A 22,867-nucleotide genomic window follows, 5' to 3' on the forward strand; every position below is an offset into this window, starting at 1 on the left:
CAAAATAGAATCATGAGAAATTTAATTTTAATTGCAGTTGCATTAGTAAGCATCTATACAATAAGTGCACAGACTGCAGAAGAAAAGGGACTACAAATCGCTAAAAAAGCAGAACAAGCAGATGTAGGTTTTAATAGCTCTATTGTAAACCTTAAAATGACCTTAAAGAATAAAAATGGACAAACCAGTGAGCGTTTATTGATCACCAGAACCTTAGAACAAATTGAGGACGGAGATAAATCTTTAATTGTTTTTAATAGTCCTAAAGATGTAAAAGGAACCTCAACATTAACTTTTACTCATAAAGTTGGATCAGATGATCAATGGTTATATCTACCCTCTATTAAAAGAGTAAAAAGAATATCGTCAAATAATAAGTCCGGACCGTTTGTAGGAAGTGAGTTTGCCTATGAGGATCTTTCTTCTCAAGAGGTAGAAAAATACAACTACAAATTCCTTAAAGAAAATGGTAGTTTTTTAATTGTAGAACAAGATCCGGTAGATCCTAAATCAGGTTATACAAAACGTATAGTAACCTATAATAAAGACAAAGGATATCGATTAGAGAAAGTTGAATTTTATGATAGAAAAAATTCACTATTAAAAACTCTTACTTATAGCGATTATAAACTTTATAAAGGAAAATTCTGGAGAGCATTAACCCTTAATATGGTTAACCACCAAAGTAATAAAGAAACACTCTTAAAGTTTAGCGACTATAATTTTGAAGCAAGTTTAGCCGAAGAAGATTTCACACAAGTAGCTCTTAAAAGAGTAGGTCAATAGTTTAATACAATTATGAAATACACAAGGCTAAGTCTATTATATTCTATAACAGTTCTTTTTGTGAGTGGATTGTTATTATTATCCTGGCCCAACCTTGTGTTTTCTACCTTATGGAGTAATACATCATTCCCTCCACAATTATCAAATCTCCTGGGTGTGATATTTTTAGGATTGGGATCTATGGTAGGGCTTATCTTTTATTATAAAGTAGAAAAGATTTATCGATGGACCATATTCATCAGAATCTTTTTTAGTCTTTGTACAATAGGATTTTATTACAAATACCAAAATCCATTCTTTATAGCATTTTTATTTATCATTCTAATTGGAGTATTGATCACTGTTCTTGGTCTGGTTAAGGATCAGGAAATAAAAAACATTACATGAGAATCAAACTTATATATTTTATCTGTATTCAATTATTAATAATTAATAGTTTACTTGCTCAGGACGAAAGTTCTAACAAGGTAAATCAGGAATTTGAATTAGAGCTACAAGGAGAATATCGCTACTTTTATGATAGTGCTCTTTTTCCTGATCAAGAGGATCATTTTCCATCTATAGCTATTACACCAGAGTATACTATTGAATGGAATAAAGGATACGAAAGCATCAATTTTAAAGGTTTTTTCAGACTTGATCAGGACGATGAAAGAACACATTGGGATATACGTGAGTTATATTATCAAAAGGCCAAGAGTAACTGGGAATTTAGTTTAGGGTTAAAAAAAGTATACTGGGGTGTTACAGAAAGTAATCACCTGGTTGATATCATTAATCAAACGGATGCTGTTGAGACCTTTGATGGAGAAGAAAAATTAGGGCAACCTATGGCACAATTTACTTGGGTCACCGATAAATATGGAACATTTGATTTTTTCTATCTTCCTTATCATCGTAAACGTACTTTTGCCGGAAATAAAGGAAGACTTCGATTTCCTGTAGTTTTGGACAAAGATGATATTGATTATCAAAGTAGTGCTTCAGAATGGCATCAGGATTTTGCTTTTAGATGGAGTCATTATTTTGATATAGTAGATATTGGTGTTTCTCATTTTTATGGAACAGGAAGAGAGCCTCTTTTTTCTTTTGATTCTTCAGGAAATATTAATGCTTTTTATCCGGTAATTAATCAAACAGGACTAGATCTTCAAATTACCCATGATGCGTTTTTATGGAAACTAGAATCTATTTATAGACATGCAGATGCTCAAGATTTTATTGCTTTAGTAGCAGGTTTAGAATACACCTTTAGTAACATAGACCATAATGGGTTAGACATAGGTCTTTTAGGAGAATATTTGTATGATGAACGAGATGAGCGCTCATTAAACGCATTGCAAAATGATGTTTTTCTGGGTAGTCGTATTGCTTTTAATGATACTCAGGACACATCTATACTAATAGGCGGAATTTCAGATCTGGAATCTTCGAGTAAAATATTTAGTCTAGAAGCATCAAGACGTTTTGGTAGTAGTTGGACTGCTGAAATCGAAGCTCGTATTTTTAGTGATATCGATCAAAGTGAATTGATTTTATCAAATTTTAGACAAGATAGTTTTTTAAGGATTTCTATTTCGAAATATTTTTAGGTTTAATGACTAAAAAGTTCGTTTATTAACAATATTAAAATGAAAAACCATCCCAAATCAATTTGGGATGGTTTTTATAAAAGTTCAAAGCTTAGAATTTATTATTATTAATATAAGAATTCTAATGCTACTACATCAAAGTTACTGAATTCTCCATCTTCGCTTCCATCAAAACAAGAGATCATTAAAGAATCAGTATCTAATCCACTAGCTCCCCACTGATTAACAGTTGGAGTTCCTGGAATATGAATAGCACCCACAGTACTACTTCCTTCGTTAATATTATCACATCTTCTAAGTGCATAGTCAGTGTGTCTGAATCCTAAAGCATGACCTATTTCGTGTCCGATTACGTGTTCGTTAACATTGTTTACGTTGTTTCCTCCAAAGGTACCAGTTCCAGCATTGATCTGGATAAATTTACCTGGTCTTCCTCCACTAGGAAATTCTGCTTGCCCTCCAGCACCAGATGAACCGTTGTTATATACTACCATATCAGCACTTTCGAAATCAGTTCCAAAAGTAAGTCTAAAGTTAAGTGTAGAGTTAATTCTGTTATAGTTATTTACAGCCCACTGTAAACCAGTTTGCATAGTACTTGTAAGTGCACAACAAGAACCAGTATATCCTAAGATATCAACCGTTCTATTAGAACCAGTAACAAGGTTGTTTGTTCTGTACTGTCTTTGAGTACCAACATTCCCTTGTAAAGCATATGCTCCTTCTTCTAATAAACTAACTTTAAGGCTTAAATCTCCTGATTGAATTACATCAGCAGTAGATCCGTCAATATATTCTATAGTTGCATATTTTGCTCCAGTTACATTTACTCCAGCCGCTTCTAAAGCTCCTAAATGTGCTTTAGACAATTCTACAGAAGATTCGGGTTGTGTTTCGTTAGCGATTTCGTCTTTTTGACAAGAAGTGGCAAAACCAGCCACGATAGCGCAAAGCGCCAATAATTTGATTTTTTTCATTTCTAATAAGTTGAGTTTGTGTATTCTTTAAACAAAATAGACTAAAAATTAGTCCTATTTTGAATACAATTATTTTTAATAAAGCTTTGAACTTTTCTAAAAAATTGCGGGATCGAAGATATAATTTTTTTTCAAAGTATTATGCTAAACACTAAAAATTTTTATGTTAAAACCGCAAAACCGTGATATTACGCTAACAAATAGGGGTAAAAACATGAAAAAATTGCATTTCTTCTATTTTCAGTTTTCATCATAGAAATCGAAGAATTCTTAGTCAATTACCTATTTTTATGATAATAGCATAAAAAAAAGCCATCCCAGTTTAGAATGACTTTTTAAATAAAAAGTTCAAAGTTGATAATTAGTCGTTAGTATAAAAATTCTAATGCTACGACATCAAAATTACTGAATTCTCCATCTTCACTCCCATCAAAACAAGAGATCATTAAAGAATCAGAATCCAATCCACTAGCTCCCCACTGATTAACAGTTGGAGTTCCTGGAACGTGTATAGCACCAACACTACTACTTCCTTCGTTAATATTATCACATCTTCTACGAGCATAATCAGTATGTCTGAAACCTACAGCGTGACCTATTTCGTGCCCGATTACGTGCTCATTAACATTGTTTACATTATTTCCTCCAAAAGTACCAGTTCCAGCATTGATCTGGATAAATTTACCTGGTCTTCCTCCACTAGGAAATTCTGCTTGTCCTCCGGCACCAGATGAACCATTGTTATATACTACCATATCAGCAGCCTGGAAATTTGTACCAAAAGTCAATCTGAAATTAAGTGTTGTATTGATTCTGTTATAATTGTTTACTGCCCAACGCAAACCTGTTTGCATTGTGCTTGTAAGTGCACAACAAGAACCCGTATATCCTAAAATATCAATAGTTCTATTAGAACCACTGATAAGGTTATTTGTTCTGTATTGTCTTTGTGAATTAACATCACCTTGTAAATCATATGCACCTTCTTCTAATAGACTTACCTTAAGACTTAAATCTCCAGACTGAATTACATCAGCAGAAGATCCATCTAGATACTCTATTGTAGCATATTTTGCACCAGTGATATTTACACCAGCCTTTTCTAAGGCACTTAGATGTGCTTTAGATAATTCTACAGAGGATTCAGGTTGTGTTTCGTTAGCAATGTCTTCTTTTTGACAAGATGTTATAACTCCTGCCGCGATAGCGCAAAGCGCTAATAATTTGATTTTCTTCATTTTTAATAAGTTGAGTTTGTGTAGTTACTAATTTCAAAATAGACTAAAATAAAATCAATTTCGAAAAGCAATTAATTCATTAAACTTTGAACTTTTTCTGAATTTTTAGCGGTTTGAATATATAATATTTTTTTTGAAATATTAGTTAATATTTTGAATTATTCTCCTAAAAACAGGCTTAAGTATACGATTTATTCAAAAAAATGAAAAAATCACCTTAAATCAGAACCTTTGAATTTGTCAAAAAAACCGATCAAATACACAATCTATTTTATAGAAATTATACTCTTATCTAGTGAATTGATAGAGTAATCCACTTGTTAAAGAAAACTTAAGGTTTTAGGTTTAAAAACCACTATTATCAGATTTTTCCTACAAAGCATAAATTTGATTTTTGAAACTGTTAAAGAAATATTAATTCACACAAAAATCAATTTCTTGTTAATTATACAACAAGTCTATGTGATCTTTTACAAGTATATAACAATAAGCTCTTTAGCCGTTTTTTATAAAAAATATGATATTTCCCCGCATTAAGAATTAAAAACACATTTATAGTCTATTAAAAATAAATTTTTGATATATCATAACCATAAATAAAAAAGCCTAACACCGGAGAGGTATTAGGCTTTTTTATGATAAAATAGTTTTTTTATACGATTTCTGCACTTAAACCCGCTTGAAGTAATTTAGAACATCTAGGTTCTAATTCTTTATACGGGCCTGTTTTTACAGTACATTTTCCTTTATAATGTACCAATAATGCACATTGTTCTGCTTGTACAGGACTATGTTCACAGGTATAAATCAATGTTTCTATAACATGATCAAATGTATTGACATCATCATTATACAATACAATCTCATTATTATTCTGTTCAACAGATTTCTCCAGAACTTCTTCTAATACCTTTTCCTGAGTGCTCATTCCATTTACTTTTTTACAAATATAGAAATTTAGGAAAACAAAAGCTTATGTTTTGAATTATTTCAAGTCATAACACACTGCTATCCAATTATTTCTGTTAAAATTATCTTTAAAATATAAATTATGCTTAGCGCACTCTTTATTGATCATATCTAAATCTTCACTATAAAAACCACTCAAAAACAGTTTTCCTCCCTTATTTAGGCATTCTGCATAGATATGGATATCTTTCAATAAGATATTCCTGTTAATATTAGCAATAATAACGTCATAGCTCTTACCTGACAATAAAGTAGCATCTCCTTCATAAGCAGTAATAGCTTTACAATTGTTACGATCTACATTTTCTATAGTATTTAAATAACACCAATTATCAATATCTATTGCATCAATAGGATTAGCACCTTTCATTTCTGTCAAGATTGCCAAAACTCCTGTTCCACAGCCCATATCCAATACTTTCTTATCCTTAAGATCTGTTTTAAGTAAATGTTGTATCATCATATGAGTAGTCTCGTGATGTCCTGTACCAAAAGACATCTTAGGTTCTATAATGATATCATATTGTGTATTGGGCTTTTCATGAAAAGGAGCTCTAACGCTACATTCCTCATCAACCACTATAGGTGTAAAGTTCTTCTCCCATTCTTCATTCCAGTTTACCTGTTCAATCTCCTCAAAAGTATATTCTATTTCAAATTCTCCTGAGTTTAATACGTGTATTGAATCTAGTATATTCTCATTCCAATCTTCTTTTTGAATAAATGCATTAACACCGTTTTCTGTTTCAATAAAGCTTTCAAAACCTTGATTTCCCAGCTCAGCTATCAGAATTTCTGAAGCTAGTTGAATTGGAGAAATATTAAAATAATATCCTAAATATTTTGTGTTTGACATATCATTATTTTATGGCAGCAAAGTTAATCTTTACAAAACAAAAAAGCATTCTGTTTAAAGGCAGAATGCTTTTTTATATCGTATATTAGTTTTTATCTAAATTGCATTGGCAATAGCTAAAAAACTTTCTGCATCAAGAGAAGCACCACCTATCAGTCCTCCATCAACATCTGGTTTTGCAAAAATCTCTTCGGCATTATTTGGTTTCACACTACCTCCATATAAAATAGATACTTCATCAGCTATAGCATCATTATATTTATTTTGTATTGTTGTGCGAATAAATGCGTGCATTTCTTGTGCTTGATCAGGACTTGCAGTTTCTCCAGTTCCTATCGCCCACACAGGTTCATACGCCAAAACAATATTATCCCAGGCATCGGCATTTAAATGAAATAAACCGTTTTTTAACTGACTTTCTACAATCGAAAAATGATTCTCGCTCTTGCGATCCTGCAATTCTTCACCAAAACAAAAGATAATGGTGAGATTATGTTTTAATGCTGTATTTACTTTTTCAGAAAGCAACTCATCTGTTTCTCCGAAATATGCTCTACGCTCACTATGCCCTAAAATAACTGTTTCTACTCCTACACTTTTGATCATATCTGCCGATATTTCTCCAGTAAAGGCTCCATTTTCTGACTGATGCATGTTTTGGGCTGCAACACTAATTCCTGAGCCCTTTAATGCCTCTGATGCATATTGCAAACTGGTAAATGTAGGCGCAACTATAATTTCGGCCTGTGATGTTTGTTCTTTTTTCGTTTTTAGATCTGAAAGTAATCTTCCTGTTTCTTCCAGGTTTTTATTCATCTTCCAGTTTCCGGCTACAATTTTTTTTCTCATTAATGTAAAGGTTATATTTTGGTTAATAGTATGGTTACAAAATTTATATACAATTTGATCAAACTCTTATTTTAGGATCTAGCCATCCGTAAATAATGTCGACAAATATATTGATTAGAATGAACATAGTAGCTATCACCAGAACCGATCCCATAATAACGGGTAAATCCAGTGTATTCAAGGCATCAACGATCTCTTTTCCTAGTCCGTTCCATCCAAAAATATATTCAACAAAAACAGCTCCTGCTAACATAGAGGCAAACCATCCAGAAATAGCTGTTATTACGGGATTTAAAGAATTTTTTAAAGCATGTTTACTAACAATCTGAAAAGTAGAAAGGCCTTTTGCTCTTGCGGTTCGAATATAATCCTGACTCATAACTTCTAGCATAGAGTTACGCATCAATTGAGTTACTACAGCCAAAGGTCGTATGCCTAATACTATAGCAGGTAATATGAGGTTTTTCCATTGAATATACCTTCCTTCTCCAAAATCGTCAATCTCATATAAACTCCCTGTCATATTAAGATTAGTATATTCATGCAATACATATCCAAACAACCACGCAAAGATGATAGCACTAAAAAAAGAAGGGACACTCATACCAAAAGTACTCAAAAGCTGAATCAACTTATCTGCCCATTGATCTTTGGTCAATGCACTTATAATTCCTAGAAAAACTCCTAGACATATTGCAATAAAAATAGCCGATATAGCCAATATCGCTGTATTAGGAAGTGTTTCCTTAATAACTTCACTTACCTTTTTACCATTTTTCTGAAAAGATTCTCTGAGATAGGGTAATTTTAATACCACTACAGTATTCTTTACCGCGAACAATCGTATTGCCGAATACTTCTCTGCAGTGAAATAAGAAAAATCTTCTTCATCTAAACTATGAAATGAAATTGGTGACAGATCATTTAAATAATATCTATATTGAGTAGAAATCGGTTGATCAAATCCATATTTCTTTCGTACATTTTTTAACTGCTCCTCGGTTTCGTTTTGCCCTAACATCATTTGAGCAGGATCTCCAGGAAGCAATGTGAACAATAAAAAGATAACCGTCACCACTCCTAACAGAGTAAGTAATGCATAACTGGTTTTATTGACAAGGTAACTTAGCATTAGGATTATAAACCTTGTTTTATTTTTTCTACTTCTTCAAGAGTATATACTTTATAAGGTACTCCCATCAAACGCTCGCAATATTGCTCTACAGTATCTGTAAATCCAGCTTTCTTTCTTCTTTCATTAACTGATTCTGCATCTTTAATTGGCCAGATCAATGGTACAGAATTTCCTTTTTTATCATTTAAAGTAATACCTTGCGTACCATAAATTTGTTCTAATCCTTGTTGCATTAAATGACGATCTTCCATCATGGCAACTGATGCATAATCTAATTCTCCTTTTTCACCAGCTTCTTTAATAATCGGTAAATAATCTCCTATTTTGTCAGAATGCTGAATTACTAACCAGGCTGCAATATTTGTAGGCTCTCCTACTAATGATTTACCTGGGTATCCATGTTTTTTAAATACTTCTTCTATAAATTGTGTGTTCGTACTATCAATCACCTTTTGTTCTTCCCACGAAATATCTCCTGCATTTCTACCTTCCTGATCCAATTTCATAATACTATCTAATTGAGTCTTTAGTTCCAGATTAAGCATCGGTTTGGAAGGTTCGACTTTTTCTAATTTCAATTTTGAAGCATCATTCCAATGTAATTTATCTACAATGGTTCCTTTACTTAGTTGTACTATTCCGGGATTAGATCTTAAAATCGTCTTTAACGCTGTTTCATCAGCAGTATAGAATTCAAAATCAAGATCATATTGTTGTTGTAATTGTGAAACATCTTTAGGAGTTGAAGCTGTCAAACCAATAACATCATATCCAAGAGAAATAGCTTTATCCGTCGTTTCTTTTATTTTATGTAAACCTTCAGCTTCACTTTTTGATAAATTATACATTACTATCAAAATCAGATTCTCTCTTTGAAGAAACTCTGAGGTATAATCAATATCTCCTTTTTCTATCGAGAAATCATGTATTGGCGGTTCATATCCTGCACTAATCTCTTCAGTTTCTACAGCTATATATTTACCTTCTACCTGAGGATAGTCTCCACTTGTTGTGATCACCTTCTCTTTTCCATCTACTTCAAACTTCCAATGATACGCTAGTTCTGCCCTAGGTGCATCATCAGGAAAACTCATTCCTTCTTCTATATTTACACCAATCTTATAAGCTCTAAAGTCAAAAACAGGTAAATGCATCAACACATGATATGCAAATCCTAAACAAGCAGAAAAGCAAACAAAAACCACCCATTTATGCATTGCTGCCGGATTGATTGGAGTAATGTATTTTCTCCCAAAGAAAAGCATTAATATCAATACTAACAAGATAATGTCTTTTGTAAAGGACTCCCAAGGTGTAAGTGGCAAAGCATCACCAAAACATCCACAATCAGTTACTTTATTAAAGTATGCCGAGTAAAAGGTGAGAAAAGTAAAGAAGACGATCATCAATAATAAGGACCACACCGTAAACTTAGGTAGATATCCAAGTATAAGTGTTATCCCTAAAATCACTTCAAAAATCACAAGAAATACAGCAATTAATAATGCAAATGGAATCAAAAACTCCAAATTTAATACACCTTCACTAAAATATTCTTGTAGTTTATAAGAAAATCCTAATGGGTCGTTGAGCTTTATAAATCCCGAAAATAAAAAAAGTGCGGCTACAAATATTCTGGAAAAATGAACGAGTATTTTCATGTTTGAGTTGTGGTATTTTAGTATAATTCTGACAAGATAATATGTTTGTGTTTCTTGTTGTTTTTAATTTAACAGTATTTTATAAAACCTGATTAATCTTTTGCCTCTCCTAAATGAATCATAGCAAATATTGCATAATTTATCATATCCTGATAATTTGCATCAATACCTTCACTGACTAGAGTTTTCCCTTTATTATCTTCAATCTGCTTAACTCTAAGTAATTTCTGAATAATTAAATCAGTAAGCGAACTTACCCTCATATCACGCCAGGCCTCGCCATAGTCATGATTCTTATTCATCATCAATGTTTTAGTAACTTGGATATGTTTATCATACAAATCAGCTGCATCTTCTACCGATAAATCGGGTTGTTCTGCAATTCCTTTTTCAATCTGGATCAATGCCATAATACTATAATTGATAATACCTATAAACTCTGGGATTTCACCTTCATCTACTTTACGGACTTCATTTTCTTGCAAGCTTCTTATTCGTTGAGCTTTTATAAAAATTTGATCGGTTAAAGATGGAAGCCTTAGAATTCTCCAAGCACTACCATAATCTTTCATCTTTTTAATATATAAATCACGACATGTACGTATTATAGCATCATATTGTGTAGACGTATCTTGCATAAAACTGTTGAATTTTGCGTAAATTTCGCTTTAATATGGGAATTATACCAAATAAAAACCAAAAAAACTGAATACCAGCCAATGACCATCAATTGTAAAGGTTCTTTAATTGATCTTTCTACTCCAAAAGTAATGGGGATTCTTAACCTAACTCCAGATTCGTTTTATGACGGTGGAAAATATAAAAATGAACAACTCATACTACGGCAAACTGAGAAAATGCTGACTGCAGGAGCCACATTTATTGATCTTGGAGCTTACTCCTCTCGACCTGGAGCCGAACATATTTCTAAAAAAGAAGAACTTAATAGAATAGTACCTGTAGTAGAATTACTGGTAAAAAAATTTCCAGATGTATTACTTTCTATAGATACTTTTAGAAGTGATGTCGCTCAAGCTTGTATTGAAGAAGGTGCTGCCATTATTAATGATATTTCTTCAGGGAATCTGGATGAAGCTATGATTCCACTAATAGGAAAATTAAAAGTACCTTATATTATGATGCACATGAAAGGTACTCCTCAAACCATGAAATCATTGGATTATTACGATGATCTGATTAAAGAAATACAGTTATACTTTGCAGAGAAAATAGCATTAGCTAAAAAAAACGGAATCAACGATATTATAATAGATCCTGGGTTTGGTTTTGCTAAAAACATAAATCAGAATTTTGAGTTATTAAAAAAGATATCATTGTTACATTTTCATAATGTCCCTGTTTTAGCAGGAGTGTCAAGAAAGTCAATGATATACAAAACCCTCAATATTGAAGCTTCTGATGCTTTGAACGGTACAACTTGTTTAAATACCATTGCATTATTAAACGGTTCCTCGATCTTAAGAGTTCATGATGTTAAAGAAGCAATAGAATGTATAACTTTAATTAACACCTATAAAGAAGAACTTGTAAAATAAATACATCGTTTTGCATTTGCTTTTCAAAACAGGGTTTCACTAATTTTTCTATTTTTACAAAAAACCAGGCTTTTGGATTTAATCAACCTTAGAATACTTGACATATTAGATATTGTACTTGTTGCTTTGCTTTTGTACTATATCTACAAGCTGGTTAAAGGAACAGCAGCTATCAATATATTTATTGGTATTGTAATGATTTATCTGGTATGGAAACTTACTCAGTTTCTAGCTATGGAGATGTTAAGTAGTGTTTTAGGTGAATTTATTGGTGTTGGAATGTTTGCACTTATTGTTGTTTTTCAGCAAGAAATCCGAAAGTTTTTATTGATGATAGGATCTACTAATTTTGGGAGAAGACGCAACTTTTTAAGACAACTTAAAATTATAAGAGATACTTCTGAAGAAACTTTGACAGATGTTAAATCTATCGTTGCCTCTTGTGAAAACATGGGTAAATCATATACAGGCGCCCTCATTGTAATTAAAAGAAATACCTCATTAGATTTTGTTAAAACCTCGGGAGATAAAATGGATATTGTTGTAAACTCTCCAATTATCGAAAGCATTTTTTATAAAAACAGTACTTTACATGATGGCGCAATGATTATTGAAGACAATAGAATTGTTGCTACTCGGGTGATCTTACCAGTAACAAACGAAAGAGACATGCCTTTACGTTTTGGGCTACGTCATCGTGCTGCAGCAGGAATTACAGAAAAGACAGATGCATTAGCACTTGTAGTAAGCGAAGAAACTGGCCAAATATCATATCTAAAAAATGGTGAATTCATCATCTTCAAAACGAGGGAAGAATTAATCGAAAAAATAAAAAAGCATTTAGTTTAATGAGTGATTTAATTGTTGTTAACAACTGTAAAAATTGTGGCGAACAGATTGAAAGTTACAATTATTGTCCACACTGTGGAGCTAAAAAAATTACTAAACGAATCACTTCTAAACATTTGTTCCAGGAATTCACTGATCGTTTCTTAAATATTGAAAATTCTTTCTTTAAAACATTTATTCATCTTTTTACAAAACCTGAAGAAGTGATCGATGGATTCGTTAATGGGTTGAGAAAAAGATATCTTAATCCGTTTAGTTATTTTGCCATTTCGTTAACGATAGCGGGATTGTATACATTTATTCTTAAAAGATATAAAGATGAAATTTTTGCTCAATCCTTCTTTTCTAAAGATCAAATAGAGATCTCTCAAATGTCATCTGATTTCGCTTTTGATTATAACTCTATGATAACCTTTTTAACGCTTCCTTTTCTTGCTTTAATTTCTAGGTTTATCTTTCTAAATTATAAGAAATATAACCTGACAGAGCACTTGGTTATTCACCTATACGCTTACTCGCATATAGCGATGATTCTAAGTTTTATACTGCTTCCTTTTCTTTTAATTTCTAAAAATATCTTTTGGGCGTTATTAATACAATTTCCTCTACCAGTATTGTATATTGCCTACGTTTTAAAAAGATTATATAATTTAAATTTTAAGCAAATCACTATTAAAACATTATTGTTTACCATATTAATGGTAATACTTTTTATTATTTTCTCAATAGTTATGGCAATAATAATGGTTAAAACTGGTGTTATGCCTTCTCCCTCTGGTAATAATTAATATAGAATATTATCAATCTGTCGTGACTGCAAACTGAACTTCGTAGAGATTTTTGTAATATCCGTTTGTGATCTGCAAAAGCTCATTGTGATTACCTTGTTCTACTATAGCCCCTTGATCCATCACAATGATTTTATCTGCTTTTTTGATAGTTGCGAGTCTATGCGCAATCACAATTGAAGTTCTTCCGTTAGTAATTTTATTAGTAGCATCCTGAATAAGTTCCTCACTATGCGAATCGATAGAAGATGTAGCTTCATCTAATACTAAGATTCCTGGATTTGCCACATAAGCTCTTAAAAAAGATATCAGCTGTCGTTGTCCAGAAGATAACATCACCCCTCTTTCTTTTACATTATAATTATATCCTCCTGGCAAGCTCATTATAAAATCATGAATCCCTATTTCTTTTGCTGCAAGATGCACTTGTTCTTCAGTAATATCAGGGTTATTCAAAGTAATATTATTAAGAATGGTATCTGCAAATAAGAATACATCCTGTAATACAACAGCAATATGTGAGCGTAAAGATTTTAATTTTACAGTTTTAATATTTGTATTATCTATAGTTATAACCCCATTATCTATTTCATAAAACCTACTTAATAAATTAATAATAGTAGATTTTCCAGCTCCTGTAGCTCCTACGATAGCAACAGTTTCACCTTCTTTAACATCAAACGAGATTCCTTTCAGCACTTCTTCTCCTTCAACATAACTGAATCTAACATTATCAAAAGATATCTTTCCTTTTACATCAAGTAAGCTAATTTCTCCTTTATCTTCTATTTTAGACTCTGTATCTAAGATTGCAAACACTCTATTAGCAGCTACCATTCCCATTTGTAGCGTATTAAATTTATCTGCAATTTGTCTTAATGGTCTAAAAAGCATCTGAGATAACTCAATAAAAGCAATAACAACTCCCAAAGTAATTACATCTCCTTGTGCAGCTTTAAGCCCTCCAAACCATACTATCAAACCTATAGTTACAGAACTTGACATTTCTGCAATGGGAAAAAATATAGAATTATACCAAACTGTTTTTATCCAACCTTTTTTATGTTTTTCATTAATCTCTTTAAAATTAGCATACTCGGTTTCTTCTCTTGTAAATAATTGTACGATTTTCATACCGGTTATACGTTCTTGAACAAAAGAATTCAGATTAGAAACCTGAGTACGAACTTCTTCAAAAGCCGCTTTCATTTTCTGCTGAAAAACTCTGGTTGCATATAAAATCAATGGTAATACGGCAAAAACTAACAAAGTAAGTTGCCAGCTTTGATAAAACATATATCCTATTATGACAAGCATTTTAAGCAAATCACTAATGATCATAAATAATCCTTGACTAAAAATACTAGCTATAGTTTCTATATCGCTAACCGCTCTGGTTACTAATCTACCTACTGCGGATTGATCATAATATTCTTTTTTAAAACCTAACATGTGTTTAAAAAGAGTAATACGTATATCACGAATTACCTCCTGCCCCAACCAATTAGCAAAATAGATAAATAAGAATTGAGAAATAACCTCAAGAACTAGAACTCCCAGCATTAAGCTAATAAAGTAGATCAACAAATCACCATCCTGAGGAATTATGGTTTTATCAATTGTTTGTTGCAAAAAATAGGGTCTAAGCACAGCAAATATTGATAACAATATCGCCGAAAAAGCAACAAAGTAAAAAGTCCAACGATAAGGATTAGTGTATCTAATCAATCGCTTGAACAGTTTAAAATCAAATGCATTACCGTTTTTTGCTGCCATTTATGTAGGATATATTGTTTTTGGGTATTCTACTGATGTAAGGTATAGACCGTGTGCAGGAACTGAATATCCTGCCTGTCCTCGATCCTCGCTTTTGATAATCCGCTCCAGATCAATTACCTTTAATTTATTTTCACCGATTTCAATAAGAGTTCCAACGATAGCTCTTACCATATTTCTTAAAAAACGATTAGCAGAAATTTTAAAAATTAATTGGTTTTCTTGTTTCTCCCATATTGCTTCGGTTATGGTACAATTATACGTTTTTACATCGGTTTTGGACTTACTAAAGCATTTAAAATTAGTATAGTTTAACAGTAATTTAGCAGCTTCATTCATAGCATCCACATCCAGCTCTTTTTTAAAATAATAAGATCTATTTATTGCAAAAGGATCTTTTGCAAGCGTAATATGGTATTCATATGATCTACTTATAGCATCAAATCGAGCATGTGCCTCATCCATTACTTCATAAACCTTCTGAACTGATATTTCTGGCGGAAGAATAGAATTCAGTTTATATTTTAATTGATCAGTATTTAACTCATTATCATAATCAAAATGAGCCATAATCTGCCTTGCATGAACACCTGTATCTGTTCTTCCAGCCCCCACAATATTGATTTTCAATCGAAGTAGGGTTGACAATGATTCCTCCAAAACTTCCTGAACCGAAATGGCATTTGGTTGTCTTTGCCATCCGTGATAAGGAGTTCCGTTATAAGAAAGTTCTAAAAAATATCTCAAAGTGTTTATTTTTGCATTAAGCAGAGTGCAAATATACTTTATAAAATAAAGATAAATACTGCTATATTGTTTCTGTTTTTTTATAATCCCATAAATCATTTTTATAGTTCTAAAGTGAAGAAAATACTCCTACTCAGCGATACTCATAGTTATATTGATAATCGCATTTTACATTATGCAAAAGAAGCAGACGAAATATGGCACGCAGGAGATATTGGTGACCTTCAAGTTACTGATGCTATAGAGGCCATAAAACCACTTCGCGCAGTTTATGGAAACATTGACAACGATAAAGCCAGAGCCACTTATCCATTACATCAAAAATTTACTTGCGAAGGGGTTTCAGTTTGGATCACCCACATTGGTGGTTACCCTCCAAAATACAACATCAACACAAGAGAAGAGATACGCAACAACCCTCCTGATTTGTTTATATGCGGGCATTCTCATATTCTTAAAGTAATCCCTGACAAAAAAAATGGAGTATTACATATGAATCCGGGAGCAGCTGGAAAACATGGATTTCATAAGGTAAGAACCATGCTGAGATTTACTTTGGATTCAGGAAAAATTGAAAATCTGGAAGTAATTGAGTTAGGAAAAAAATAATCAATATTCTTATCTAAAATTTAATTTTGCATAACAACTTGAATGTAATAATAAGGATCAATTACCTTAACAATATAAAACCCGGAGTTGGCATACTCCGGGTTTTAACGCACTAATACTACTAAGATGTTAGGTTTATCGCAATCGGTCCACCGATTTTACAAGATTTTCATCCTTTTTAATAGCCCTATTGGCCATCACTAATAAAACGATAGAAATAATAGGAATGATCATCCCAATACCTTTCTCAGAAACAAAAGTTTCTCCAGATACTATTGGAGACCAATAAACAAATACTCCTAGTAAAATAAAGTTTAATATTATATTGACACGCCCCAATACAAATTGAAGCTTTCTATTATTAAATAAAAAAATGGCAATCAGTGATAAAACTGCCGATCCTACAAGCATCCCCATAATTAGGGGTTTTTCTGTAGCATAAAGATCTATCTTATTACTATCCAATCCATAAGGTAAATACATACCAAGTCCACCAGAGATTGCTGCAGCTAATAAAAGATAAATAGTTTGAATTCTTTGTATCATTATGACCTTTTCTAAAGGAAAAGCAAAAATAAGAGTTTCTTTTCATAAATATGGTCTAAAATTAAAAATAAAGTTGTATACTTGCATCACAAAATCTGTAACCCGCTCAATCAAGGTTACTTACCTTCAAAATAAAATTTTCCTAGAATTCTTCTTTAGAAAATTTATACCAAAACGTAAATTATATAACAAATTTAAATGTTAGATATTTCTGAATTAAAAGCAAAAAAGCTTCCTGAGTTGCAGGAAATTGCAAAAACCCTAAATGTACCCAAGTTTCGTACAATGAAAAAACTGGACTTGGTATATCAGATCTTAGATTACCAAGCAGCCAATCCCAACAAAGTAAAAGAAGTAATCACAGAAGATACTCCTGAAAAAAACGAGGTTGAAAAACCAAAAAACAATCCTCGTCAAAAAAGACCTAGAACTCGCAAACAAGATGGTCAAAAAGCTCCTGCCAAAGAAGCAAAAACTCCTCAGGAAAACACAAAAACTCCTGAAACTGCTCCTGTTGCTAAAGCCACTCCAGTCTCTAAGGAAGAAAAAAGTGCCAAAAGCACTAAAAACAACGAGAGTTCTGACAACAATAAACCTCAGCAGAATAATAATAAAGAGGACAAAAAAGACAACAGAAACAACAGAGGTAACGATAACAAGCCCCAAAATAAAAACCGTAACAATAACAAGAAAGAAAACGGAAATAGGGATCATGGAAATCGTGACAACAGAAATAGATACAAAGAACCAGATTACGAGTTTGATGCTATTATAGAAAGTGAAGGAGTTCTTGACATCATGCAGGATGGTTATGGATTCTTACGCTCAAGTGATTATAACTACCTCTCTTCTCCTGATGATATATATGTATCACAATCGCAAATAAGACTTTTTGGTCTTAAAACTGGAGACACAGTACTTGGTCAAGTAAGACCTCCTAAAGAAGGTGAAAAATATTTCCCTCTTATTAAAGTAAATAAAATAAATGGACTTGACCCTCAAGTCGTAAGAGATAGAGTATCTTTTGAGCATTTAACTCCTTTGTTCCCTCAGGAGAAATTCACATTGGCAGAAAGACAAAGTACGATTTCTACCAGAATTATGGATTTATTTGCTCCTATCGGTAAAGGTCAACGTGGGATGATTGTCTCTCAACCTAAAACTGGTAAAACCATGTTACTAAAGGATGTAGCCAATGCAATTGCCGCTAATCATCCAGAAGTATATCAAATGATCCTTCTAATAGATGAAAGACCAGAAGAAGTAACAGATATGCAACGTAATGTTCGCGGAGAAGTTATTGCTTCAACTTTTGACAAAGAAGCTCACGAACACGTAAAAATTGCCAACATTGTATTAGAAAAAGCAAAACGCTTGGTAGAATGTGGTCACGATGTTGTAATACTATTAGACTCTATAACTCGTTTGGCAAGAGCATATAATACTGTACAACCAGCTTCTGGAAAGATCTTAAGTGGTGGTGTAGATGCTAATGCCCTGCACAAACCAAAACGTTTCTTTGGTGCTGCACGTAATATCGAGAATGGAGGATCATTAACGATTATCGCTACAGCATTAACAGAAACCGGATCTAAAATGGACGAGGTGATTTTTGAAGAATTTAAAGGAACCGGTAACATGGAGTTACAATTAGATCGTAAGATTTCTAATCGTAGAATTTTCCCTGCAATTGACCTTACATCTTCAAGCACACGTCGCGATGATATTTTATTAGATGAAAACACCATCCAAAGAATGTGGGTGATGCGCAAATATCTTGCTGATATGAACCCTGTAGAAGCTATGGAATTTATTAATGAACGCTTCAAACAAACTAGAAATAATGATGAATTTCTTATTTCTATGAACGGATAAATTTTATTAAACATATAGATAAAACAAAAACGGCTATCAAAATTGATAGTCGTTTTTATTTTACTTGAACCCACCCATTTAAGTCATATTTATTTCGCGTTTTACTAATTTTGTATACATCTCAATAAAATCTCTGAAAGTTTTTCTCAGTAAGAATGACCAATACAATAAATTTAGAATCATGAAACGTATCTTATACATTGTATGTAGCTCAATTATACTACTAACAAGTTGTCAAAGCAACAGCCAAACCTCTAAGCAAGCAAAAGCAGCCAATCAAGAAATTCAACCGGTACAGGTAGCACCAGTAAACGGTTTAGAAAGAGCTTATTTTGCCAGTGGATGTTTTTGGTGTGTAGAAGCGATTTACGAAAGTGTTATCGGAGTAAAAGAATCCATATCAGGTTATTCTGGAGGCCACACAGAAAACCCTACATACCAATCAAGTAATACTGGTCGAACTGGTCACGCAGAAGCCGTAGAGATTATCTATGACCCTAAAGTTGTTTCTTTTTCGACATTAGTTAATGTTTATTTCGGATCTCAAAATCCTACACAAATAAATGGGCAAGGTCCTGATCGTGGCTCACAATATAGATCGATTATTTTTTATCAAAATGATGAGCAGAAAAAAATCATCGAAGAAAAGAAAGAAGCTTTAAAGAAAAAACTAAATAGAAGAATCGCTGCAGAAATACTTCCTTTTCAAAAATTTTGGGAAGGAGAAGGCTATCATCAAGATTACGAAAAAAGAAATCCATATAATAGATACATACAAAATGTCTCTATTCCACGATTAAAAAGATTTCAAGCCAAATTCCCGGAGCTTATAAAAAAAGATCATTAAAAAATTACCTACATAATTTACTACCTCACAGCAACATAAATATTTCAAATGCTCTGTATCCTATATATTTAGAATACAGAGTTTTTTTTAGCTCTTTAAAAACCCTAAGAAAACAAATCCTACTAATTCACATATCAAATTATCAAGAAATAATCAAAAACGACTAACAACAAGGGAATTTTACACCTAAACCACTATAAGCAAGGCTTCACTCTAATTTTAACATTAAATCAAAACCCTCATTAAATGATAATGTTAAAACAACAAGAAAACCAGGTTCTTCATTTTCTCTATATAATTATGGTTTTTCCTCAAAAATTTTAAGAATTCGTTCAATTTTTACCAAACCGACAACTCATCTTTGGAATTGTCAATAAATCCGTTGTAATGACAAAAAAAATCGTTGAAAAACACAAAATGATAAAATAATTTTGCTACTTTTACATAAATATTATGAGAACTTGTTGTGTTTTTCATATTAAAACGTTACTTTTGTTAACACTTTAAGGCTTTTCTTTTCAGTATATTATTCAAAAAAATTGAAGTTTTACTAAAGAAAACATAAAGTAAAATCCTGAAAAACAGGATATTAAGATGAAAAACGTTCTTTGTAATACTAATAGATTTTTATAACAAATAATACGTTTAATTAAAGGTCTAAATAAGATTAAAATAATTTGGCATTCTTTTTGAAATGTTAATTTTGGATGATTTTTTTAGCTTTTTAAAGAAAAAAGAGAATAAAAAATATAGGATAAAACCTAATTAAAATAAATTTTTGTTTAACCATAAAGATAAACCCGATCTACTAACATAATTATTTAACAAGTAAACACGAAAGATATGAAATCGATTTTTACATTTATTTTGCTTTTGGTGATGACTGCCTCAACAGCATTTGCCCAATCAGATCAGTACCTGATGTCTACTGAGAAACTTGAACTTCGAAGTGGTCCAGGATACAACTATAATATTATAGGTGAAATTACTAAAGGAACCCAAGTATACGTTATTAACTCCGGATATGGAGAATGGAGTACTGTACAATATAAGAACACTAATGGTTTTGTTCTTACAAAACTATTAACAGAAGATAGCCGTATTGCTGATGCAGAAAAAGCGGCACAAGAAGAAGCTGCGAGAGCTGCTGCTGCTAAAGCTGCTGCTGCCAAAGCCATCGCAGATGCAGAAGAAGCTGCTAAGAAAGCTGCTGAAGCTGCAAGATTGGCAATTGCTAGAGCTGAAGCTGCAAAAAGACAAGCTGAAGCTGATGCTGCTGCTGCAATCGCAAAAGCAGAAGCTGCAAAAAGAGACAAAGACATTGCTAGAAGAAACGCTCTAAAAGATACTGAAGAAACTAGACGTGCATTAGCAGAAGCACAAAAGAGAGCTTCACAAAGCGGAACTGTTGCATCTACTCCTATAGAATCTACTACTGATTCGTTTGGCGCATCATCTGAGCCTGAGAAAAAGGCAGCTCCAGCTCCATCTAAGGTAACGAGAGAAGATAAATTCTCTAGCTGGGAAAAGAAAAACTATAAATCTGGTGCTACACCTAAGTCATTTGGTAAGTTCAAAGGTAAGTTTGACTACAAATTAGATAATTACCTAAAAATTAATGTAGGTAAAAATACTCAAGTAGTTGTAAAGCTTATCAAAATGGGTAAAACCGAAAAAGATGACGAAACAATACGAGTTACTTACATCAACAGTAATGCAACTCAATACATAAGAAATATACCTGAAGGTGAATACTATTGTGTAATTGCTTACGGTAAAGAGTGGAAAGAAACTACTCAAAACGGTAAAGTTCTTGGAAGTTTTACAAAGAATGCATTATATGAAAAAGGAGCTGATGTTCTAAACTATAACGCTATTAAAACTGATAAAGGTATTAACATCCCATCATACACATTATCTCTAGATCTTTTACCTAATGGTACTCTAGGATATGATGGAAACGATGATAACATCAAATTAGAAGAATTCCAGAGCTATTAATAAATACAGATAGTTAGATCGTATCTTTATTATATTAATATCTGAATAAAATAAATGTAATAAAAACGCCAGTCCGTTTACGCTGGCGTTTTTTTTATACCCAAAAATTAAATACAAAACAATACCTCTTTTATAGTTTACAACATAATAGTAAAACCTATTTTACCCTTACGCACTTTACATCTTTTACTCTATAACTCTTTATTTCATAAACACTAATAAACAGAGTTCACAATCAATCATTCATATTTATTCATAAAAAAACCTTAGAAATTGCTTCCTAAGGTTATTATTTACTAATTATAGCGATAATTATTTTATTTTCCTGAACGATGCCTTTCTCTGGCCAATAGAGTATTTTTTAACAACATTGCGATCGTCATAGGCCCAACACCTCCAGGAACAGGAGTAATATATGAAGCCTTTTTACTTACGTTTTCATAATCTACATCACCAACAATACGATATCCTTTCTCAGTTGACTCATCTGCAACACGTGTAATACCTACATCAATAACCACGGCATCATCCTTTACCATTTCAGCTTTTAGAAAATCAGGGACTCCTAACGCAGAAATTACTATATCCGCTTGAGAAATAATCTGAGTGATATTTTTAGTATGGCTATGGGTTAAAGTAACCGTAGAATTTCCAGGCCATCCTTTTCTTCCCATTAATATACTCATAGGCCTACCTACAATATGACTCCTACCAATGACAACTGTGTGTTTTCCTTTGGTATCAACATTATAACGCTCTAGCAGCTCCAGAATACCAAAAGGAGTAGCTGGAATAAATGTAGACATATCCAAGGCCATTTTTCCAAAGTTCATAGGATGAAAACCATCCACATCTTTATCTGGATCAACAGCTAATAAAACTTTTTGGGTATCTATCTGTGGAGGAAGTGGTAATTGAACTATAAAACCATCAATATCATCATCTTCATTTAACTGTTTTATTTTTGCCAACAATTCAACTTCACTTGTGGTGCTTGGCATTTTAACTAAGGTAGATTCAAATCCTATGCGCTCGCAGGCTCTAACCTTACTTCCAACATAAGTTAAGCTAGCCCCATCATTCCCCACCAAAACAGCAGCGAGATGAGGAACTTTCTCTCCTCTATCTTTCATTTTTTGTACTTCGGCAGCAATTTCATTTTTAATGTCATTACTTACCTTTTTCCCATCTAATACTTCCATATTTATAA

22 protein-coding genes are annotated in these 22,867 nt (G+C 32.4%); 10 read left to right on the top strand and 12 right to left on the bottom strand.

Annotation, left to right across the window (positions count from 1 at the left end; genetic code table 11):
- Positions 1–12 precede the first annotated feature (12 nt).
- The 3 genes from U0D62_RS02020 to U0D62_RS02030 are packed head-to-tail and all read left to right on the top strand — an operon-like array spanning position 13 to position 2,378.
- A complete protein-coding gene (locus U0D62_RS02020) occupies positions 13–786 on the top strand; it encodes an outer membrane lipoprotein-sorting protein (protein ID WP_322193554.1) in 774 nt (257 codons plus the stop codon).
- Positions 787–798: 12 nt separating this feature from the next.
- Entirely contained in the window at positions 799–1,173 is a 375-nt protein-coding gene (locus tag U0D62_RS02025; RefSeq protein ID WP_322193556.1) for a hypothetical protein, read from the top strand.
- Positions 1,170–2,378, top strand: a complete 1,209-nt coding sequence (locus tag U0D62_RS02030; RefSeq protein WP_322193557.1) for a hypothetical protein — start codon at positions 1,170–1,172, stop codon at positions 2,376–2,378. Before U0D62_RS02025 ends, U0D62_RS02030 begins: the two co-directional genes overlap by 4 nt.
- A gap of 107 nt (positions 2,379–2,485) precedes the next feature.
- Here U0D62_RS02030 and U0D62_RS02035 read toward each other — a convergent pair whose 3' ends face one another.
- The 8 genes from U0D62_RS02035 to U0D62_RS02070 form a co-directional block, all read right to left on the bottom strand.
- Positions 2,486–3,355, bottom strand: coding sequence for a M57 family metalloprotease (locus U0D62_RS02035; RefSeq protein ID WP_322193558.1), 870 nt, complete (start codon positions 3,353–3,355; stop codon positions 2,486–2,488).
- A 368-nt stretch (positions 3,356–3,723) separates the two neighbouring features.
- A complete protein-coding gene (locus U0D62_RS02040) occupies positions 3,724–4,593 on the bottom strand; it encodes a M57 family metalloprotease (RefSeq protein WP_322193559.1) in 870 nt (289 codons plus the stop codon).
- Between the two features lie 652 nt (positions 4,594–5,245).
- Positions 5,246–5,521: an ATP-dependent Clp protease adaptor ClpS gene (locus U0D62_RS02045; protein WP_322193560.1), complete on the bottom strand. Its 276-nt coding sequence runs from the start codon at positions 5,519–5,521 to the stop codon at positions 5,246–5,248.
- A gap of 57 nt (positions 5,522–5,578) precedes the next feature.
- Entirely contained in the window at positions 5,579–6,418 is an 840-nt protein-coding gene (gene prmA / locus U0D62_RS02050; protein ID WP_322193561.1) for a 50S ribosomal protein L11 methyltransferase, read from the bottom strand.
- A gap of 96 nt (positions 6,419–6,514) precedes the next feature.
- On the bottom strand, positions 6,515–7,267 hold the full coding sequence (gene tpiA, locus U0D62_RS02055; protein WP_322193562.1) for a triose-phosphate isomerase: 753 nt from the start codon (positions 7,265–7,267) through the stop codon (positions 6,515–6,517).
- A 58-nt stretch (positions 7,268–7,325) separates the two neighbouring features.
- Positions 7,326–8,399: an ABC transporter permease gene (locus U0D62_RS02060; RefSeq protein ID WP_322193563.1), complete on the bottom strand. Its 1,074-nt coding sequence runs from the start codon at positions 8,397–8,399 to the stop codon at positions 7,326–7,328.
- A gap of 5 nt (positions 8,400–8,404) precedes the next feature.
- Positions 8,405–10,063, bottom strand: a complete 1,659-nt coding sequence (locus tag U0D62_RS02065; protein WP_322193564.1) for a BT_3928 family protein — start codon at positions 10,061–10,063, stop codon at positions 8,405–8,407.
- A 92-nt stretch (positions 10,064–10,155) separates the two neighbouring features.
- The gene (locus tag U0D62_RS02070) at positions 10,156–10,701 is read right to left on the bottom strand and encodes a DUF1599 domain-containing protein (protein WP_322193565.1); all 546 of its coding nucleotides are present in this window, start codon (positions 10,699–10,701) and stop codon (positions 10,156–10,158) included.
- Between the two features lie 81 nt (positions 10,702–10,782).
- Between U0D62_RS02070 and folP the strand changes: the two genes are divergently transcribed.
- The 3 genes from folP to U0D62_RS02085 all read left to right on the top strand — a co-directional run bounded on the left by folP (position 10,783) and on the right by U0D62_RS02085 (position 13,256).
- Positions 10,783–11,619 carry a dihydropteroate synthase gene (folP, locus tag U0D62_RS02075; RefSeq protein ID WP_322193566.1) on the top strand — a complete coding sequence of 279 codons (837 nt, stop codon included), beginning with the start codon at positions 10,783–10,785 and terminating at the stop codon, positions 11,617–11,619.
- Between the two features lie 72 nt (positions 11,620–11,691).
- On the top strand, positions 11,692–12,468 hold the full coding sequence (locus U0D62_RS02080) for a diadenylate cyclase (protein ID WP_322193567.1): 777 nt from the start codon (positions 11,692–11,694) through the stop codon (positions 12,466–12,468).
- Positions 12,468–13,256 (top strand): DUF3667 domain-containing protein, encoded by a 789-nt coding sequence (locus tag U0D62_RS02085; protein WP_322193569.1) that lies wholly within the window; start codon positions 12,468–12,470, stop codon positions 13,254–13,256. Before U0D62_RS02080 ends, U0D62_RS02085 begins: the two co-directional genes overlap by 1 nt.
- A 12-nt stretch (positions 13,257–13,268) precedes the next feature.
- Here U0D62_RS02085 and U0D62_RS02090 read toward each other — a convergent pair whose 3' ends face one another.
- Both U0D62_RS02090 and truA read right to left on the bottom strand, forming a co-directional pair.
- On the bottom strand, positions 13,269–15,032 hold the full coding sequence (locus tag U0D62_RS02090) for an ABC transporter ATP-binding protein (protein WP_322193571.1): 1,764 nt from the start codon (positions 15,030–15,032) through the stop codon (positions 13,269–13,271).
- Complete coding sequence (gene truA, locus U0D62_RS02095) at positions 15,033–15,779, bottom strand: tRNA pseudouridine(38-40) synthase TruA (protein WP_322193573.1); 747 nt, start codon at positions 15,777–15,779, stop codon at positions 15,033–15,035.
- Between the two features lie 114 nt (positions 15,780–15,893).
- Between truA and U0D62_RS02100 the strand changes: the two genes are divergently transcribed.
- On the top strand, positions 15,894–16,388 hold the full coding sequence (locus tag U0D62_RS02100) for a metallophosphoesterase family protein (RefSeq protein ID WP_322193575.1): 495 nt from the start codon (positions 15,894–15,896) through the stop codon (positions 16,386–16,388).
- Between the two features lie 135 nt (positions 16,389–16,523).
- Here U0D62_RS02100 and U0D62_RS02105 read toward each other — a convergent pair whose 3' ends face one another.
- Complete coding sequence (locus U0D62_RS02105) at positions 16,524–16,934, bottom strand: DUF4293 domain-containing protein (RefSeq protein ID WP_322193578.1); 411 nt, start codon at positions 16,932–16,934, stop codon at positions 16,524–16,526.
- 198 nt (positions 16,935–17,132) lie between these two features.
- Between U0D62_RS02105 and rho the strand changes: the two genes are divergently transcribed.
- From rho to U0D62_RS02120, 3 genes are all read left to right on the top strand, one after another.
- Positions 17,133–18,809, top strand: a complete 1,677-nt coding sequence (gene rho / locus U0D62_RS02110; protein ID WP_322193580.1) for a transcription termination factor Rho — start codon at positions 17,133–17,135, stop codon at positions 18,807–18,809.
- A 181-nt stretch (positions 18,810–18,990) separates the two neighbouring features.
- On the top strand, positions 18,991–19,656 hold the full coding sequence (gene msrA / locus U0D62_RS02115) for a peptide-methionine (S)-S-oxide reductase MsrA (protein ID WP_322193583.1): 666 nt from the start codon (positions 18,991–18,993) through the stop codon (positions 19,654–19,656).
- 843 nt (positions 19,657–20,499) lie between these two features.
- On the top strand, positions 20,500–21,657 hold the full coding sequence (locus U0D62_RS02120) for an SH3 domain-containing protein (RefSeq protein ID WP_322193585.1): 1,158 nt from the start codon (positions 20,500–20,502) through the stop codon (positions 21,655–21,657).
- A 317-nt stretch (positions 21,658–21,974) separates the two neighbouring features.
- Here U0D62_RS02120 and U0D62_RS02125 read toward each other — a convergent pair whose 3' ends face one another.
- Complete coding sequence (locus U0D62_RS02125) at positions 21,975–22,859, bottom strand: bifunctional 5,10-methylenetetrahydrofolate dehydrogenase/5,10-methenyltetrahydrofolate cyclohydrolase (protein WP_322193586.1); 885 nt, start codon at positions 22,857–22,859, stop codon at positions 21,975–21,977.
- Between the last annotated feature and the right edge of the window lie 8 nt (positions 22,860–22,867).

It is taken from the genome of Aquimarina callyspongiae, assembly GCF_034322225.1.
Classification (GTDB): domain Bacteria; phylum Bacteroidota; class Bacteroidia; order Flavobacteriales; family Flavobacteriaceae; genus Aquimarina.